Consider the following 18,554-nt stretch of genomic DNA (forward strand, 5'->3'; position numbering starts at 1 on the left):
GCTCCGAAGAACCACCGCGCGCCATCATCGAGCACCCACATCTGTCGGCTGTTAGTTTTTAAAGAACATCCGCTAAAAGCTGCTGCTTTTTCGCGTCCCCGTCGTTTGGAGAGGCCGAATTATGCGGGGGTCCATAGGGCCTGTCAAGAACTTATTTCGCGGAGCCTTAAAAAATTGCGGCGCCACTTTCTTAGGCAAATCACACTCTTCTCGCATTCGCGAAACGCAGACAAAAAACGCGCGGGACAACCGCGCGTTTTTTCAACAAATGTACTGCCGATACCGCAAGCAAGCCGACTCAAGCTGCCCGCATACAGAGCATCAATCACGAGCCGACGTAACCCGGAGGCGGATTCACGTTGCTCCTAGCGACACTCGCATTGTTCGACACAACATAAAGAGGGGCTTCCGTTAGATTCAGCTTCAACGTACCGTCCGTGTAATTCATGGTCATCGGGTTACCCATCATGTCGACCACCTTGACAGTACCACTCGTACCGGGTGCATCCACGACGAGGTTGTACGCGACGCTATACGTCGAACTGAAGCCGGCACTCGCATTCCACGCGCTATTGTTGTGCGTCCACAAAGCGGTGATTACCGAACCATTGTTGAGCTGCTGGAACGAGTACGCATAGACACCCGACGGCGTATTCTTCACGGGACCAAGCGTATTGGTGCCATCGAGGATACGCGTCATCGCGCTCATCACCATGGCAGCCGGCTTCGGACTGATGTTGGTCGCACCGAACGAGCCTTGAGCATTCGACAGATCGAAGAACGTGCCGTATCCCACTTCATCCGGATAGTCCGCGCCGTAAAACACGTACGAAACGTCCGCGCCTTCGCCGAGCAGGATGATGTGCGTGCGTGCCACCACTGCGCCCTGCGCAAATAGAACGTTACCCGTCGGGTAGTTCGCGCCATATGACGAGCCGAGGTCATAGCTGATGCCGACTTCCGTCTGATACAGCTTCATGCCCGAGCGGTACTGGTTGAGCATCGTCGTGCGCAGCGTGCGTATCGAGTTGTTCAGCGCATTCGCGGCCGTTGCCGGATCAGGATCGGTCGCGAGACGCTCAGGCGGATGCGAGGGAGAAGTGCCCGCATCGTAGTAACCATGTGTTGCGACACCGTCGATGTACTTGCCAAATCCAAGCGACGCGATACGTTGCAGCCGTTCGTTCGTGAGACTCGGGAACGCATCCGTCGGTCCCATTACGAATGCATTCGGATCGGTCGAGTGAATGCCCTGATAGACCGACTGGTACAGCGACACGAAATTGGCATCCGTATCCGTCCAGAACTGATTTGGCTCCCACGTCACCTGATAGAAATTCGCAGACTGCTTCGGGAAGTACTTTTGCCGGATCGCGTTCGATTCGGTGCCGACACGGCTCATGTAGTTCTGCAGATACGACATGTCTTTCGGCAGCGTCGTGAAGTCCTGGAATGCACCCGTCGAAGATGCCCAGCCAGGCAGGCCATCGAGACGAATAAGGCGCATCACATTGCCCGTCGTATAGAACGAATCCAGATTGCTGGCCGACGGATTGAAAGTATTCGGACCGTTCGGCTCCATCGTCGACATCTGACGGTCATCGATGATTTGCGTAATGCCGAGGCCGGCGAGCACCGCTGCGCGATCGTTCTCACCTTGCATGCCGAAGCGGTGCTGCTCCTGCTTCATATACGTGACGGCGGGCACGACGCTCGACAGATCGGGGATCACGCCGAACGTTGAAATGCCCGTGGGGCGCGTACCCGCTTGCGGCAGAGCACCACCGGCCGTCTTCAGGCTCGCAGACACTGCGAAATAACCCGCGAGCGTCGACTTGCATGTGAGTGTCGTTTGCGACGCGCTGCCCGGCACATCGAAGCTCCCGCTTGCCGCAACCCGGCCCGTCGTATCGGTAATCGACCAGTTGAGGGTATCAGCATTGCCCGCGTTCGTTGTGAATGCGAGCGGAAAGTTCGCTCCCGACGCGAACATGCGTGTGCCGTCGCTGCTCGGCGTGTCCGCGAAAATCTGCGTGCCGCCCGCTGCTGCGCTCGCCTTTACAGGCGAGGCGCAACTGATGCTCCCCGCCGTGTTGCCGTTGACCGTCGCATTGGCGGCCGACGTCCCCGGCTGCTGGGAAACGCTGTTCGTCGATGCACTCGTCGAGCCCGTGCTTGTGGAAGATGCGTTGGTGGAAATCGGCTCGTTGCTGCCGCCCCCGCCGCCGCAGCCCGCGAGAACGATTGCTATCGAAGAGGAAACAAGAAGGGAATTGACTTTCATGAAATGCGGATGGGCAATCGAAATCCGTCCGAAAACGACTGGCAAAAATGCCCGAATTCAGACATTGGATTTCAAGGTTGGCTTTCTTGCACGCCGAGTCGTTCTTACTCCGTCGACTATGGGTGCGACGCGGTGCCGGTAATTTCGAGCGACGCATTTCCTGCATGCCCGCCGCTTCTTTCCGCGCGAGTGAGGCCGTGCTCAACCGATTGCAACGAGATGTAACTGCAAGATGGAATCCGGATATTGCAGATGCTCAGGTGTCACGAAGGACATATTGCACGGCATTTCAGTCAGAACGTCCGCCCACCCTGCTCCTGAAGTGTCACATCAAACCCCGTGACATCCGACTCCATTTTGCAAGGCCGAATGCTACCGAATGGAAGCGCTTACGTCTGCCGAAACCAGGTAACACTTTGTAACGTATGAAGATTTACGGATATCGATGTGCATGTATCCGCAAAGAGATGATAAGGGACACATTAATGCGCTTTCGCCGCGACGACGACGCGAACTTACCTAATGCATCCGGACACTTATTCAATGGCTCGCGTACTGGCGCAAAACCACTAGCGAATTAATCGCCATTTAATTTTGATTTTTTAAAGTCCAGACATCATCTCGCGACTTCATTTCGATGGCATTTTCTATTGCCTGCCTGGGTCGCTTGAATCTTCATATCTATCCGACAGTAGAAAACCGCGCAATTCATTGCGACGACCGCATGACTTCATTCCTTCCCGCGCAAACAACATTTTTTGAAACCAATAGCGCACTTCCATTGACCTATTGATCAAGCTGACACATATTGCTGACAGACCATTGCGATCACGCGCGAGATGTATCGCGCCGTGACCTGGCCACATCCTGCACACAATGGTTGCCAACGAGAAGAATGTGCGATGCCGTCTGCAATGCCGGCATGGGAGTCCACCATGGACACGATTCGCAAGCGTCCTGCAATGCCGCACGAGCAATGCGACAAGGCGCCGGAGACGAACCTTGTGGTGCAGCGCGATCTTCCTGCGCGCCCACTCGACCTGCTATTTCCCCTCGACGCTTCAGCGCCTGACAATCCCGCATCGCCGTCGACCGACGAAGCGCGCGCACTGAACTCCACGCCTTCGCCACTGTTCCGGCGGATCGCACCGAGACCGCGCCGCATCGCTGCGCCCGCGTCGGCGGGAACGCCGGACTGGAGTCTGAGCGCTGGTGCAGCCGTTGTGCTGCTCGGCTTTGCAATCGCGTTCGGGACATACGTTACGTTGACGCAACGAGACGCGATGCAAAGCCGTTTGCGTCGCATCGTGAGCCAGAATGAATTGCGGGCAGCTTTACATCGCGATCGCCCGACGATCGGGGAACGCACCCAGGAACTCGCGCGTACGCTGCGCGAGCAAATCGAAGCGCTGCGCAGTCTCGATGTCGCGGACGCTGCCGCGATTGCAGGCACGGCAGCCATCCCGCCCGCCAACGCGCACAGCAGCACGCTCGCAAGTAGCGCGCCGAGCCTGCCGTCCCGATCGACACCGCCTGCCTCGAATAAAACATCCGCAAGCCAGATCGCCGCGAAACCGCTTGCGCCTCCGTTGCCCCAATCTGCGCCGCCCGCGCATCAGGTTGCAAGCACCGAGCCGCCGCGCGCGCGTGCCGTCGCGACAACAACACCACACGGTCACAAGGTGAGCGCAAAGCCCTCGAAGTCCGCTAATCCCGACGCTGATCCGGAGTGCGGGACACGCGCGCCGTGTGTCGAGACGACGGCGCAAAGCGCGCGCAAGCCCGTCAAGACGACTCCCGCAGCGCCGCAGCAGGACGTCAAGGCACACACTGCCGCCGTGCGAAACGTCGCTGCAAAGGCGCCCGCCACACCTGTGCCGCACACGGCGCCTCCTCCCACCGTGCAGGCCTTTGTGCAGCCCGATATCGTGCCCGCCGCGCCTCCCGTCAGCGACAGCAGACAGCTCTATCGCCAGCACTAGATCTTGTCGGGCGCGGCCGCTCATCGGCGCGGTCGACAAGCAATTGCACACATCTGGCGGAAATAGACGAAGCGATGTCGTCCCATCCCGCGCCGACGCTCTTAACATGGAAGGATTGGCCGCGCCGCGAAGAAGAAGAGCGCGCCATGCCACTATGCGGGGGCGCTCATTCGGGCGCGAGGAGACTGGCATGCAGCCATTGCATTCAGTATCGCGCGATCATGCGCGCCTTCATTCGTCGCAACCGCCCTTCTCCACGTTCTCCTGCCTTGGCAAGACGACTGCTGCGCTGACACTCGCGCTCCTGTGCACCGCGTGCGGCAATGGCTCGTCGAACGGCGACAGCACGAACAGCTCCAGCACAACCGGCAGTTCGGGATCGGGTTCGAGTTCCGGTTCTGGATCGGGCTCTGGCTCAGGTCCGGGTTCAGGCTCAGGCTCCGGCTCTGCGTCCGGTGCAGGCAACGGCACATCGGGATCTGCCTCCGGCGCTGGCAACAGCACGACGGGTAGCACGACAACATCATCGTCCGCCGTCGCGCTCGCCACCGACGTGCTGATGCATCACAACGATCTCGCGCGCACCGGGCAAATGCTCGCCGAAACGACACTCACGCCATCCAGCGTCAATTCGGCGTCGTTCGGCAAGATCGCCTTTCTCGCGGCCGATGGCAAGGTCGATGGTCAACCGCTGTCGGTGACGAGCCTGTCGATCAATGGAACGACTCACAACGTGATCTATGTCGTCAGCGAACACAACAGCGTCTATGCGTACGACGCGGACAACCAGGCGCTACTGTGGCAAGTGTCGTTGACGGGTGCGAACGAGACATCCAGTGACGATCGCGGCTGCGGCGACATCACGCCCGAAATCGGCATTACGTCGACGCCCGTCATCGATCGCAGCCGCGGACAGCACGGTGCGCTCTATGCTGTCGCGATGACGAAGGATGCGAGCGGCGGCATTCATCATCGCCTGCATGCGCTCGATCTGGCCAATGGCGCAGAACTGTTCGGCGGCCCGAGCGAAATCGCCGCGACTTATCCGGGCACGGGCGGCAACAGTGTCAACGGCGTGCTCACGTTCGATCCGTCGCTGCATACCGAGCGCGCGGCGCTCACGCTCGTCAACGGGAACATCTATATGGGGTGGACGGCGCATTGCATGTCAGGCCCATACACGGGCTGGATCATGAGCTACAGCGCCGACACCTTGAAGCAGACGGGGGTCGTCAACATCGCGCCGAACGGACATCAGGGCTCGGTCTGGATGGCCGGTTCCGGCATGGCGTCGGATGGCGCGTCGATCTATGTGGTCGACGGCAACGGCACGTTCGGCACGAACCTCGATGCGAACGGATTCCCCGTCGATAGCAACTACGGCGACTCGTTCATGAAGCTCTCGACAAGTCCGCTCAAAGTCACCGACTACTTCGCGCCGCTCGACGTCGTGCAGCTCGCGAACAACGACAACGACTTCGGCTCCGGCGGCGCGATGCTGCTGCCCGACCAGAAGACAGCCGACGGCACGGTCAAGCATCTCGCCGTAGCGGCAGGCAAGGACAACAAGATCTACGTCGTAGATCGCGACTCGATGGGCAAGTTCAGCCCCACGTCGAACAACATCTGGCAAGTGCTCACGGGCACGCTGGCGGGCGGCATATGGGGCTCGCCTGCCTATTTCAACGGCACCGTGTACTACGGCGGCCTGAACGACAGCATCAAGGCGCTGCCCATCACGAATGCGATGCTCGCGGCGACTGCCGCGTCGAAGAGCCCGACGACATTCGCCTATCCGGGCACCGTCCCGGCAATTTCGGCGAACGGAACGACGAACGCCATTCTGTGGGCCGCCGAAAACGGCACCACGGGCGCACTGCATGCCTACGACGCCACCAATCTCGCCCGCGAACTCTATAACAGCAACCAGGCCGGCACGCGCGACCAGTGGGGCGCAGGCAACAAGTTCATCACGCCGATGATCTCGCGCGGCAAGGTCTATGTCGGCGCGACGAACGGCGTCGCCGTGTTCGGGCTACGGCAATGATCACACTGTGACGTAGATCGCGCTGCAGCACGGAAATTGGCGACGAATGGCGTGCTTCTGGCGTGCCTCGCCGCTGCAACGCGATATGCTGGAATAGCAACCTTCCGGCTTGCGATGGCCTGACGGCCGTTTGCCATGGCTCACAACGTGGCTTCGCGCGCGTTTCGCGCCGCGAATCCGCGCCGACAAGATCAATACTTCGCCAGGGAGTCCGCTAGCCCATGAGACGCTTCACCCATGCAGCCATTGCGCTGCTGTTCATCAGTGGCGCATCCGTCGCGCAGCAGCCGATGACCGTTCCCGGACGCAGTCAGAGCCCGGGGCAACAGACCATCGATTCGGCACTGTGCTACGCAGACGCAAACAAGACGACGCACGTGAACATGGCGCGCGAGTCGCAACGTCCGCCGCCGCCCAACCAGGCCGCGCAGACACCGCCGCGTCCCATCGTCGCGCCTGCACCCGTCAACCCGCCGCTGCCTGCCGCCATGGGGGCATCGGGCGCATCCGCTGCGGTGGCCGCTTCGGCTGCGTCCACGCCCGTCGTTGCGAGTGGCGCGACGGCCGCAAGCGGCGCCCGCGTCGCGAATGCGGCAAGCGCGGCAAGCGGCGCGCCGCCCACGACGGTCGCGGCGGCGTCGGGTGCATCGGGCGCCGCAGCGGCATCCGGCGCGGAAGCCGCATCGGGCGCCAGCACGCCGATGCCGGCATCGCCATCGCTGGCCGAGATGCCGCCGCCACCGCCGCCCGAACCGCCGATGGTCCGCTATTGGGCCGCTTACTCGAAGTGCATGCAGCAGCGCGGCTACTACACGCGCTAGCGCGTGCCGACAGAGCAGACGCGACCTCAGCGATTCGACAAAACGCAGACATCACGCATGCGAGCAGAACGCATGCGTGCCGTTCGCATTTCCCCATCGACGGGCCGCGCATTTCATCCTCATGCAGCAATCGCTTTACGCATCGTCGAACGATGCGATGCGCACGCGGCATCGGGGAGCGCGGTTAAAAAACGGGCATTGACCTAGACTTATAGGTTCCCGATAACACGCGAACTCAACGGACGAAATCATGAAAGGGATATTGATCGAGAAGCAGGACAGCGGCAGCCACGCGTCCGTCACGACAATCGACGAAGCGAATCTGCCTTCCGGCGACGTGACCGTGCGCGTCGAATGGTCGACGCTCAACTACAAGGACGCGCTCGCGATCACGGGACGTTCGCCTGTCGTGCGCAGCTTTCCGATGGTGCCGGGGATCGACTTCGCGGGCGTCGTCGAGTCGAGCGAGCATGCATACTGGAAAGCCGGCGATCAGGTGATCCTGAACGGCTATGGTGTCGGCGAAAAGCATTGGGGCGGCCTCGCGCAACGCGCGCGCGTGAACGGCGACTGGCTCGTGCGCACGCCCGCTCCGCTGACGTCGCGCGATGCGATGGCCGTCGGCACGGCAGGCTACACCGCGATGCTGTGCGTACTCGCGCTCGAACGTCATGGCGTGACGCCCGATCAGGGCAAGGTGCTCGTCACGGGTGCGGCGGGCGGCGTCGGCAGCGTCGCGATCATGCTGCTCGCGAAGCGCGGCTATCAGGTGATCGCGTCGACGGGCCGGCCGAATGAAGCGGCCTATCTGCACGAACTGGGCGCGCAGGAGATCATCGATCGCGCGGAACTGTCGTCGCCCGGCAAACCGCTCGCGAAGGAACGCTGGGTCGCGGCGATCGATGCCGTCGGCAGTCACACGCTCGCGAATGCGTGCGCCGGCACCGCGTATGGCGGCATCGTCGCGGCATGCGGGCTCGCGCAAGGCATGGACTTCCCCGCGAGCGTCGCGCCCTTCATTCTGCGCGGGGTGACGCTCGCGGGCATCGACAGCGTGATGGCGCCGCGCGCGCGCCGCGTCGACGCATGGCAACGCATCGCACAGGACCTGAACACCGAGCGCCTTGCATCGATGGTCAATGAGATCGGGCTCGACGAAGCGCTCGCGGCCGCGTCCGATGTGCTCGACGGCAAGGTGCGCGGGCGCCTCGTGGTCGACGTCAATCGATAGTGCGTGAAGTGTCGTAATCCGGCGTTACTTTTCTCGCAGCGCTGTAGCACCTGTGTCGTCCGTGCGCCCCTAGACTGAAGCCGTACTCAGTCACGCGCAACGATGCGCAGGGAGCAAAAAATGAAAAAGGTGATGCTTGGTGCAGCTATCGGTCTAACGATGCTGGCGGCTTCGGCGGCCGCTTCCGCGCATGTCGATGTCGCCGTCGGCCTGGGCGTACCGGGCGTGGTCGTACCGGCTCAACCCGTGTACGCTGCGCCCGCCCCCGTCGCAGTCGGCTATGTCGATGACGACTGGCGCGCGCGTCGCGCCTGGCGTGAGCATGAATGGCGCGAACATGAATGGCGTCGTCATGAAGCGTGGCGGGAGCACGAATGGCGCGAGCATCAACGCGAGCGCTGGGGCGGCTACTGATCGCGCACGCTCAACAGCGTCATGCGCTGCCGCCTCGCTCGCGGTCGATTCACGATCGACGGCAGCGAGGCGGCGTTTTTTAAAGCGTCTGATGTTCTATCCGATGCAAAAGGGTGAGCACAGTCCGCGTCACACGCCGGGCTTCCACGGCCATGACGGATACAAACGCCCGTTGCTCTCGACGCTCTCGCGTTGCTGCTCGCCCGGCTCTTCCGCCCGCTCGACGTCGGCTGTATCTGCGGAATCGGCAGAGGGCATGTCTGCGTTTGCGGACTCGACTGTCTGCGCAGTCGGCTCCGCATGCGCGGGCAATGCATCACCGAACCATTCGACTTCGCGCTTCATCGCATCGAGATAAGCACGCCAGCCCGCCGCATCGTCCGCAAACAGGTTGTCGCGCACGGCAAGCGCGAGTTGCGCGTAATCGACCTGCTCTTCGAGCAGTTGCGCAGGCCACGCGGCAAACGATGCAGTCGCCTGCTTCGCGAAGTGCGCTGCCTTCGTCGCCGGCGAGATGGCTGCGAGCCATGCGTGTGCAGCAAGATCCGCGTGAGCGTCCAACAGATCGCGCACCGTGTCGCGCGTCGCATCCGCGGCCAGCGCCGCATCGATTGCATGCAGCGCGTCGCCGAGATGCAGCAGCAGCGCGCGTCGTTCAAAAGCGTCTTTCATCGAAACATGTCCGTGCGTAAGTCCATCACGCCATTTTAGAGGGTGCGGGACGCAAAACCAGCATGGCGCGCAAGCAGCACGTCATGAGCGAACGCCGAAAAAGCCCTGCCACAACGAATCGAAAAGACTCGCCGCGCGCGCTTCGTGCGAAGGCTTATCGTGCTTCGCGGTAGCCGATTGACTTTGCGATGGCGAGCGCGCGGCCTGTTTGGCCTGCTCGGACGGAATATCGGCGTCGGCCGCGTTCGACGTGTGGTCCGCATTGGCGAACGAGTCCGCATGCGCTGTTTGCCCGTCGTGCTCCGCGCGCCGCGACACCTGTAGCGCCCACACGCTGTCGGCGATACGCTGCGCCACGTCGGCATTGCAATTGCGGCCGAGCAGCACGCCGAACAGCACGTCGCGGTTATGGCCTTCGTCGGCAAAGCGCATCGCGATGCCGACCATCTTCGCGTACTCCGCCTGCGCGGCGGCTTGCGCCTTGCGCACGCGCTCCGCTTCCTTTTCCTGCTGACGCTTGTGCAGCGCCTCCCAGCGCCGCATTTCCTGCTCGTAGACCGCGTCGTAGACCTTGCGCTGGTTTTCGTCGGAGAGAAGCGCATACGCGTCCTTGATCTCCTGGAACGTCGCGCGCGCGGCGTCTTCGTGGCCGACGTTGCGATCGGGATGCCACTTCATCGCGGCCTTCCGGTACGCCCGTTTGATCTCTTCCAGGGTGGCGTCTTGAGACACGCCAAGCTTCGCGTAAAGGGTTGCCATGTCGCGTTGGATTCACGGTTTGCAGTGGACGGTCGCGTTCATCGTAGCACGCGACGATCCAGCCCGAAGTCGGCGCGCGGCATCGGGCTGCATCGGGCTGCATCGCGCTTTCATGCGCCGGCATACTGATTGCGCGCGCATCGATGACGGATGCGCGTGCGAATGTGCGCCAACACACATTGTGGGCGGCTCATGAGCGCGCGCCGTCATATGTTCGACACACGCGTCACGCACCATCGGCCCTCGGTAATGAAGAAGTAACAAACCTTGCGTCCGGGTTGCATCCCCCCGCTTTCTCCGTTCGCACTCCCGGCACTGCCCTCGTCACGTTGCTCCTTTCAAGGAACATTTCCGTGCTGCGCTCACGACTCTTCGCCCGCACCATGCTCGGTGCCATCGCATCGCTCGCGGCGCTTGCCGCTGCCCCCGCCGCTCACGCCACTGTCGATCTGATCGCGATCGGCAAACTGGACGGCAATCTCCTCGACAAGTCGAAAGACACGGCAGGCACGCTCGAAAACGGCGTGCCCGGCAATCTGCTCGGTGGCATCGGCTCGGGCATCGGCTATGCAGGCTGTCACACGTTCCTCGCCGTACCGGATCGCGGGCCGAATGCGATTTCGTACAACGCGGCCATCGACGACACCGCGTCGTACATCAACCGCTTCCAGACGTTGCGCCTGCATCTGAAGGAAGCGCCGAAGGGTTCGTCGCTGCCGTTCACGCTGACGCCGAAGCTCCTCGACACGACGCTGCTGCACACGTCCGATCATCTCGTCTATGGCACAGGCGCCGCGTACAGCGTGCCGAACGGCGCACCGAAACTCAACAGCCAGAACCATACGAACTACTTCACGGGACGCTCGGACAACTTCGATCCCGCGCACCTGTCGACGTATCCGCTCGACGCGCGCTTCGATCCCGAAAGCATCCGCGTCGCGAACGATGGCGACAGCGTGTTCATCTCCGACGAGTACGGCCCCTACGTGTACCGCTTCGACCGCAAGAGCGGCCGCCGCATCGCGACGTACAAGCTGCCCGAGACGTTCGCCGTATCGACGCTCTCGCCCGTCGGCAACGACGAGATCAGCTTGAACGCGTCGGGCCGCGTGGCCAACAAGGGCATGGAAGGCCTCGCGATTTCGCCGGACGGCACGACGCTCTTCGGCGCGATGCAAAGCCCGCTGATTCAGGACGGCGGCACGAACGGCGCATATACACGCATCGTGAAGATCGATATCCGCACGGGTCGTACGACGCAGTACGCGTACCCCCTCACGAACATCGGCACGACGGCCAAGCCGAAGTACCCGACGATCAGTGACGTCCTCGCGATCAACGATCATGAACTGCTGATGGACGAGCGCGACGGCAAGGGCCTCGGCGACGATTCGACGGCTGCGTTCAAGCAGGTCTTCCGCATCGACCTGACGGGCGCGCAGGACGTGAGCCAGGCGAGCGGCCAGAGCGGCCTCGCGCCCTATGCGCTGAAGAAGACGCTGTTCCTCGATGTCGTTGCAGCGCTCACGTCGCATGGCTACGAGCCGACCGACATTCCCGCGAAGCTCGAAGGCCTCGCGTTCGGCCCGGACGTGACCGTAGGCGGCGTGAAGAAGCACACGCTCTTCATCGCGAACGACAACGACTTCCTTGCGACCGTCACCGACACGAACCATCCGTCGGGTATCGCGAATCCGAACCAGTTCTTCGTGTTCGCCATCGATCGCGCCGATCTGCCCCATTATGTCGCGCAGCACCTGCCGGGCGTATCGAACGACGACCACGGCCACGGTGACGTGTGCGGCCGCGATGACGATGACGACCATGGTCATGATCACGACCATGACGGCCACGGTCATTGACCACTGACATCATGATCCGGGTTCCTGCGTCCCCTGACGGACGTTGAGATGGGCCGGCCGCAGCGATCCGCGTGCCGGCTCTCTTTTTGCCCTCGACAAAGCGAGCCTCTGCACGCGTCGCTTCGCGCGTATAGAATCGACGCATGAAGAAGCCCGCGTCCCCAGGCTCGTCGTCAGTCGTCGTTGCAGCGTCCGAGTCCGAACTGCCGCTCTGTGCGCCGAGCGTCGCCTCGGTTGCGCTGGCCGGGTCGATTGCGCTGATCGCATGGTGCGCGTTTGCCGCGCAAACCGACATCACCGTGCACCGGATGCTCATGCGCGGCTTCGGCGTGATCGACGGCATCGAGCGGCTCACCAGCTATCTGACCAATCTGACGATCTTCACGTGCGCGCTCTGCTTTACGTGCGTCGGATTCTTCGAGCAGCGCGGCCGCGTGCCCGTCATGCCCTTCGTCCGCTTCTTCCGCAAGCCGACAGTCGTGACGGCCGTGACCGTGTATATCGTGTTCGTCGGCATCGCGTACAACGTGTTGCTGCGCCATAGCTGGACGCCGTCAGGCTGGCGCGTGCTGCTCAACGAAAGCCTGCACACGATCGTGCCCGTGCTCGCCGCGGTGTACTGGCTGCTGTTCGTGCCGCGCTTTCTTCTGACGCTGCGCCATCTGCTGTGGTGGCTCGTCTATCCGCTCGGCTATCTCGCGCTGACGATGCTGCGCGGCGCGTTCTCCGACTTCTATCCGTATCCGTTCATCGATGTGGGCGAGCTCGGCTACGAACGCGTGATGATCAACGCGAGCCTGCTCGTGCTCGCGTTCCTGATGCTGATGGCCGTGTTCGTCGCCATCAATTATCGGCGGCCCATGCCGTCGATATCGCTTGCACACCTTCCTCACCCAGCAGAGAACCATCATGACAACGACCCGGCGTGAGTTCATCGTAGCGGCCAGCCTGTGCGCTGCGTTCGCCGCAAGCCGCGACGCCCGCGCGGAGGACAAACTGAGCGAATCCGATCCGGCTGCAAAGGCCGTCGGCTATGTCACCGTCGCAGCGAAAGTCGACAAGGCGCGCTTTCCGAACTACAAGGCAGGACAGACCTGCAGCAACTGCTCGCTCTTTCAAGGCAACCCGACGGATGCATGGGGCGGCTGCACGCTCTTCGGCGCGAAACAGGTGGCAGGCGGCGGCTGGTGTAGTTCCTATACCAACATGTAGCCGACATGTAGTGATGTTGTAGCGCCGCTTTGTCGCGTGAGACTGCACGCGTCGCGCGCGTCCCGTTCGGTTAGTATTCGCACGTACGTGCGGTTGTACGCATAAGCGGCCCGTTCGTCGATGGCATTCCGCCCGACATCGGCAGCACGATAACGTTGCAACTTCATAGAAAGATCTGCCGATGCCAGCGTCCGTCACGTCATGTCGTCCGTTGCGCCGTTTTCGGGTTTATGCATCGCATGGGATGTTCTGGTTCGGGTCGAGCGCGATCAGCGTCATGTTCAGCCTCGCGCTCTTCGTTGCGCCCGGTCTCGCGACGCCTGCCCACGCGCAAGGCTCCGTCACGCTCTACGGTCTGATCGACACCAGCATCGAAGTGACGAATCCCGGCAGCGGCTACGTCGCGCGCATGGACTCCGGTGCCTGGCGCGGTACGCGTGTAGGGCTGCGCGGCAGCGAGCCGCTCGGCAATGGCAACAGCCTGATTTTCACGCTCGAGAACGGCTTCGATTCATCGAGCGGCGAGTCCTCCGTGCCGGGCAGCATCTTCAACCGGCAGGCATGGATCGGCGCGCACGGTGCATGGGGTGAGTTGCGCCTCGGGCGCCAGTACTCGCCGATCTATATCCCGTTCAAAGGGCAACTCGATGCATTCGGCGCGGGCACGATCGCGTCGGGGCTGAACAACCTGTCGAAAATCACGCCGTACACGGACAACGCGCTCGCCTACCTTTCGCCGACCATCTGGGGATTCAGTGCGACAGGCATGTATGCGCTGCGCGATCCCGGCGACGGCAATGGCATCGGCGGGTATTACGTGACGGCCGACTGGGCGCTCGGCCCCGTGAAGCTCCTTTACGCGCATCAGCAGACGCACGGGAGCGGCGCGCTGCGCGCCAATTTCGCGGGTGCTTCGTACCAGTGGGGGGTGTTGACCGGATACGTCGCGTACTTCAACGGCGATGGCGGCACGCCCCGTTATCACGACGATGGCCTGTCGCTGTCCGCGTTGTGGCAGATCACACCGCAGGCCAGCGCGTCGCTCGGCTATGCGCATGCGCGCGATCACAGCGGCGGCAACAACGATGCTGACCAGTTCAGCTTCATGTTCGACTATCAGGTGTCGAAGGCGCTGTCGCTGTATCTGAGCGCCGCCGACCTGGAGAATCGCGGCGAGGGCACATTCACGCTGCGCGGCGTCAATGTGGTGGGACTGCCCGTTGCCTATCCGGGCGCACCGGTACGCGGAGTGCAGGTCGGGATGATCGAGCGGTTCTAGCGCGGTGCAGTATCTTGCATTGAACTGTCGTGCCTTCTGCCATCGCGCCTTTTGCCGCAACTCGCGGTAGATGGCACATGCATTGCGGATTTCGTCGGTGTATCGAACTGCACCTATGAGAACTGCACGATGAACCTGCACCAGACTGCTTTTCCTTTTTTCGTTTATCCGGTCAACCAGCGGCTGCATACGCCGACGCCACCCGACGTCGATCCCGATCCGGCGCCGGACGACGATCCCGATCCCGGCCCTGACTCGCCGCCCGTTCCCGAGCGCGATCCCGACCGCATGCCACCCGCCGAGGAGCCGCCCGCGGGTGATCCTCCCAAACACGAGCCGCCGATGCGCGCCGTCCGCACAAAGCCTCGCGGGGCCCGAGCCACTCGGACGGCATGCGCCGCCGCGCGTCAAAGCTGCGGATCGAGCAGCGACACGACGCGATCGACGACTTTTTCCATCCACGGCCGCCGCTTCCAGTCGTCGAGCGTCACGCGCTTCGACTTCGCGAGATCGTCAGCGAAGATCTGTGTCTGACGACGTGCGAACGCTTCATCGTAGAGATTGAGATTCGCCTCGTCGTTGAGCTTGAACGAGCGCGAATCGAAATTCGTCGAGCCGACCGACACCAGATAGTCGTCGACGACCAGCAGCTTGACGTGAAACATCGTCGGCTGATACTCGAACATCTGCACGCCCGCTTCGAGCAACGGTCCCCAGCATGCGCGCGAGGCTTCGCGCACGGTATGCGTGTCGATGCGCTTGCCCGGCGTCAGGATCTGCACGGCGACCCCGCGTTTTGCCGCCTCGACGATCGCGTTGACCGTCAGCCTGTCGGGCACGAAATAGGCGCTCGCAAGGTGAATCGAGCGCGTCGCCGCCGTGATGGCCATCAGGTACATCAACTGCATGTCGTCGCTGCCGCCCGACGGCGAGCTGCTGAACATGTGCGCGAGCCCCTCGCCTTCGTCGTCGGGCTCAGGAAAATAGTCGGGCCCATGCAGTACATTGCCGGTCGCCTTGATCCAATTGTCCATGAAGACAGCCTGCATATGACCGACAACAGGACCCGTGACGCGGAAGTGGGTGTCGCGCCAGTGCATCTCGTCCTGTGCATGTCCCGTCCATTCCTGCGCGATGCCGACACCGCCCGTAAAGCCGATCCGTCCGTCGATGACGAGCAGCTTGCGGTGCGTGCGGTCGTTCATGCGGCCAAGCCCCGTCCAGTGCGGCTTGTGGAACTGGACCACTTCCGCACCGGCCTCCTCGAGCATGTGCAGATAACGCTTGTCCATCTTCTGCGAGCCGACCCAGTCGAGCAGCACATGCACTGAAATGCCTGCACGCGCCTTCTCCGACAGCGCGACCGCGATCCGCTCGCCGATTGCACCCGACCAGTAGATGAAGGTTTCGAACGTGATGGTTTTCCGTGCGCTCGCGATGCCTTCCAGCATCGATGGAAAAATCTCGTCGCCGTTGAGCAGCACATCGAAGCGGTTCCCGGATACGACGGGCGGCCCGAGCAACAGGCCCATCGACCGGATGAACTGAGGATCGTGGCTGCCATACAGACGCTCGATTTTGTGCTCGATCTTTTTTTCGCCTGTCGACAGATTGGCGATCACGAGCACGACGACGAGCGTGACGACGGCCGTGAGCAGTGTCGTCAGCATGCGCCGCGTTCAGCGGTGTTCAGGCTTGGGAAGCGCGCCGAACAGCAAAAGCTGCACCGGCGCGCCAGGGAAGATGCATTGCGGGTGTGCTGGAGATGCACTAAACGCGCACTACCAGTCCGGGTTGTTCACTTCCTGCCGATAGCCGTACAGGTTGTTCAGCAGGCGGTACGGACGTCCGCCTTCCTGCATTGCTTCGCGCCAGCCGCATAGCGTCGCTAGCGAATCGGTATGCAGCACTGCGTATGGCTTGCTGGCCACGCCGTCGCCGGCCGCCGCGCCTGGAAACAGTTCGATCGCGTCGTCGTCGACCGTGCACAGCATGCGTACGTCCGCCTGCAGAATCTGCATTTCATACTGGGAAGCAGGTGTCATGGCGCGTCTCCTTGGTGCATCGGAATTGTTCTGGACCGTGAATGCCGAGCTGACGATTGACGGGCTGGCGAAGACGGTTTTCGAAGAATCGGGCTTCACATCGCTTGCGACGGACGAAGCCCAGCCGCTACCTGTACGCAAGTCGCATTCCCGATGCATCTTCGAGACGGCGTGCGGGTGACGCGAGACGGCCGGTCGGCGCTTTGAAAAAAGCGCCAACGGAAGGAGTGAAAATTACGCGCCGCTGCTCGCGGGCCTGCGCCGAGAGGCGCGCCAGCGTATCGCGAGAATCAGCGTTGAGGAGTCAGTCGAGGGGAAGCTGATCGCAGGCGTTGGTCGTCGTCGATGCGCAGATGAACGAGTAGTCGCCGCTCCAGCGCACGGCAGTGGCACTGGCGTGCACGGCCTCCTGGAAACCGGGCGACGATTCCCACGCGATATAGCCGGAACACAGCACGGCGGACATCACGACCAGCGAGAAGGCAATTTTTTCAAAAATCTGAAGACGGGGCGGCATGGCATTTCTTCCTTTAACGCCGCATTCTATCGCAATATCAGGGTTTTTACCTAGACGAATCGCGGCTCTGCAACACGCCGTCGTTTGTCCGCATGCGTGTACGCGCCCCGCCGTCTCGTTGGAACCGCGAAACAGCAGCATCACAACGCGCATGAATCCGACATTAGACACCTCGATGCAGTCCGGCTTACCGGCTATCGGCAGCAGCATATGACGTGAAGTGCACGCGCCAGCAAGCGGGGCAATCTTCTATGACAGGAACGAATGGGATCGCCGGATTCTTTATCCGGCGTAGGTGGACGAAATAACGCTGCGCAGGCTGCGATCGCGATGAAGCCGGCTGCATGTGCATCGCAATGCCGCATGTCAAGACAGCCGCGACTGCAGCCGAACGCCAAGATGCACCAAAGGCTGTAGGGCTATCCAGTGCAGCGATGTCCATCACGCGTCACGCCGAGCCGATTCATGCATGTGCCCATGCCTGCCCGCTCTTCCTGGCCGGTTGCTGCGCCACCTTGACGCCCGCTTCTTCGAGCACGGCCCGCGAGCGCTCGCGCAAATCTTCCGCAGCCAGTTGCGCGTCGGTTCCGCTCACCCACACGGCGATGCGCAGTGCCGCGCCACCGCCCTGCGGATAGTCCGACGCCGTGACCATCGGCGCGAGCGTCGTGCCGCCCAGCACGCGGGGGTCGTCGGCGATCAGTTTCTTCAGTGCGTCGATTGCGCCCGCCACGTCCTGGCGTTTCGCAATCCCGACTTCCGCTTCGATGCGCTGCGTTCCGCCGCTGGAGTAATTGATGACGGGATTGCTCCAGATCTGGCTGTTCGGCACGAAGACGGCGTTGCCGTCGCTGCGTTCGATGCGCGTCGTGAAGAGCCCCACTTCACGCACGATGCCCGCCGTCGCGCCCGTGCCTTCGATTACATCGCCGGCACGAAACGGCCGCAGCAAAAGCAACATAATGCCGGCTGCAATATTTTGCAGCGTGCCCTGCAACGCGAGGCCAATGGCGAGGCCGGCGGCGCCGAGCACGGCCAGCACGCTCGCTGTCGCGACGCCGACTTCGCTCAGCGCCGCGAACAGTACGAGCACGCGCACGGACCAGGCACCGATCGCGTTGATCATCGGCGCGAGCGTGGGGTCCGCGCGCGTGCGGGCCAGCCCTTTCGACAGCAGCGCGCCAGTCCGGTTGGACACCCACCAGCCGACGATCAGGATCAGGATCGCAACCGCCGCATGCATCAGATCATGCGTAAGCGTGACCATCAGCGAGGGTTGCAGGTGAAACACGCGATTGAGCAAGTCATCCATGGTTGTATTGCAGTTCTATGGGAATGGGACGTGACGCCAATGCGGCGCAAGAAAGGCAACGTCACGCAATGGACCGACGCGATTCCGCCACGAAACGGCAAGCGAAAGCGACTTGCT

18 protein-coding genes are annotated in these 18,554 nt (G+C 62.2%); 11 read left to right on the top strand and 7 right to left on the bottom strand.

All coding sequences use genetic code 11. From position 1 onward, the window contains the following. Positions 1–325 precede the first annotated feature (325 nt). Entirely contained in the window at positions 326–1,993 is a 1,668-nt protein-coding gene (locus AABE10_RS31815) for a hypothetical protein (RefSeq protein ID WP_342937079.1), read from the bottom strand. On the opposite strand from AABE10_RS31815, the gene AABE10_RS31820 reads away from it, so the two are divergent. The 6 genes from AABE10_RS31820 to AABE10_RS31845 all read left to right on the top strand — a co-directional run bounded on the left by AABE10_RS31820 (position 1,992) and on the right by AABE10_RS31845 (position 8,779). Further along, positions 1,992–2,426, top strand: coding sequence for a hypothetical protein (locus tag AABE10_RS31820; protein WP_342937080.1), 435 nt, complete (start codon positions 1,992–1,994; stop codon positions 2,424–2,426). The genes AABE10_RS31815 and AABE10_RS31820 overlap by 2 nt on opposite strands. A gap of 793 nt (positions 2,427–3,219) precedes the next feature. Beyond that, positions 3,220–4,266 carry a hypothetical protein gene (locus tag AABE10_RS31825; RefSeq protein WP_342937081.1) on the top strand — a complete coding sequence of 349 codons (1,047 nt, stop codon included), beginning with the start codon at positions 3,220–3,222 and terminating at the stop codon, positions 4,264–4,266. Between the two features lie 190 nt (positions 4,267–4,456). Further along, positions 4,457–6,313 (top strand): pyrrolo-quinoline quinone, encoded by a 1,857-nt coding sequence (locus tag AABE10_RS31830; protein ID WP_428983419.1) that lies wholly within the window; start codon positions 4,457–4,459, stop codon positions 6,311–6,313. 221 nt (positions 6,314–6,534) lie between these two features. Beyond that, positions 6,535–7,134 carry a hypothetical protein gene (locus AABE10_RS31835; protein WP_342937082.1) on the top strand — a complete coding sequence of 200 codons (600 nt, stop codon included), beginning with the start codon at positions 6,535–6,537 and terminating at the stop codon, positions 7,132–7,134. A gap of 247 nt (positions 7,135–7,381) precedes the next feature. After that, positions 7,382–8,365, top strand: coding sequence for an MDR family oxidoreductase (locus tag AABE10_RS31840; protein ID WP_342937170.1), 984 nt, complete (start codon positions 7,382–7,384; stop codon positions 8,363–8,365). A gap of 120 nt (positions 8,366–8,485) precedes the next feature. Next, positions 8,486–8,779, top strand: coding sequence for a hypothetical protein (locus AABE10_RS31845; RefSeq protein ID WP_342937083.1), 294 nt, complete (start codon positions 8,486–8,488; stop codon positions 8,777–8,779). 129 nt (positions 8,780–8,908) lie between these two features. Here AABE10_RS31845 and AABE10_RS31850 read toward each other — a convergent pair whose 3' ends face one another. Next, positions 8,909–9,451 (bottom strand): hypothetical protein, encoded by a 543-nt coding sequence (locus AABE10_RS31850; RefSeq protein WP_342937084.1) that lies wholly within the window; start codon positions 9,449–9,451, stop codon positions 8,909–8,911. 81 nt (positions 9,452–9,532) lie between these two features. After that, positions 9,533–10,210: a J domain-containing protein gene (locus AABE10_RS31855; RefSeq protein ID WP_342937085.1), complete on the bottom strand. Its 678-nt coding sequence runs from the start codon at positions 10,208–10,210 to the stop codon at positions 9,533–9,535. Between the two features lie 353 nt (positions 10,211–10,563). Between AABE10_RS31855 and AABE10_RS31860 the strand changes: the two genes are divergently transcribed. The 4 genes from AABE10_RS31860 to AABE10_RS31875 all read left to right on the top strand — a co-directional run bounded on the left by AABE10_RS31860 (position 10,564) and on the right by AABE10_RS31875 (position 14,563). Beyond that, positions 10,564–12,072 (top strand): esterase-like activity of phytase family protein, encoded by a 1,509-nt coding sequence (locus AABE10_RS31860; RefSeq protein WP_342937086.1) that lies wholly within the window; start codon positions 10,564–10,566, stop codon positions 12,070–12,072. 143 nt (positions 12,073–12,215) lie between these two features. Beyond that, entirely contained in the window at positions 12,216–13,001 is a 786-nt protein-coding gene (locus AABE10_RS31865; RefSeq protein ID WP_342937087.1) for a Pr6Pr family membrane protein, read from the top strand. Beyond that, positions 12,982–13,284 (top strand): high-potential iron-sulfur protein, encoded by a 303-nt coding sequence (locus tag AABE10_RS31870; RefSeq protein WP_342937088.1) that lies wholly within the window; start codon positions 12,982–12,984, stop codon positions 13,282–13,284. Before AABE10_RS31865 ends, AABE10_RS31870 begins: the two co-directional genes overlap by 20 nt. A 277-nt stretch (positions 13,285–13,561) precedes the next feature. Then, a complete protein-coding gene (locus tag AABE10_RS31875; protein WP_342937171.1) occupies positions 13,562–14,563 on the top strand; it encodes a porin in 1,002 nt (333 codons plus the stop codon). A 407-nt stretch (positions 14,564–14,970) separates the two neighbouring features. Here AABE10_RS31875 and cls read toward each other — a convergent pair whose 3' ends face one another. Together cls and AABE10_RS31885 are read right to left on the bottom strand one after the other, a co-directional pair. Continuing rightward, positions 14,971–16,233: a cardiolipin synthase gene (gene cls / locus AABE10_RS31880; protein WP_342937089.1), complete on the bottom strand. Its 1,263-nt coding sequence runs from the start codon at positions 16,231–16,233 to the stop codon at positions 14,971–14,973. A 111-nt stretch (positions 16,234–16,344) separates the two neighbouring features. Continuing rightward, positions 16,345–16,608: a hypothetical protein gene (locus AABE10_RS31885; RefSeq protein ID WP_342937090.1), complete on the bottom strand. Its 264-nt coding sequence runs from the start codon at positions 16,606–16,608 to the stop codon at positions 16,345–16,347. Here AABE10_RS31885 and AABE10_RS31890 point away from each other — a divergent pair. Further along, positions 16,607–16,789, top strand: coding sequence for a hypothetical protein (locus AABE10_RS31890; RefSeq protein WP_342937091.1), 183 nt, complete (start codon positions 16,607–16,609; stop codon positions 16,787–16,789). The two genes, AABE10_RS31885 and AABE10_RS31890, sit on opposite strands and share 2 nt — an antisense overlap. A 123-nt stretch (positions 16,790–16,912) precedes the next feature. Here AABE10_RS31890 and AABE10_RS31895 read toward each other — a convergent pair whose 3' ends face one another. Together AABE10_RS31895 and AABE10_RS31900 are read right to left on the bottom strand one after the other, a co-directional pair. Continuing rightward, positions 16,913–17,335, bottom strand: coding sequence for a hypothetical protein (locus AABE10_RS31895; RefSeq protein ID WP_342937092.1), 423 nt, complete (start codon positions 17,333–17,335; stop codon positions 16,913–16,915). A gap of 253 nt (positions 17,336–17,588) precedes the next feature. Next, complete coding sequence (locus AABE10_RS31900) at positions 17,589–18,437, bottom strand: mechanosensitive ion channel family protein (protein ID WP_342937093.1); 849 nt, start codon at positions 18,435–18,437, stop codon at positions 17,589–17,591. Positions 18,438–18,554 lie beyond the last annotated feature (117 nt).

The sequence above is a fragment of the Paraburkholderia diazotrophica genome (genome assembly GCF_038900755.1).
GTDB classification, from domain to species: Bacteria; Pseudomonadota; Gammaproteobacteria; order Burkholderiales; family Burkholderiaceae; genus Paraburkholderia; species Paraburkholderia diazotrophica_A.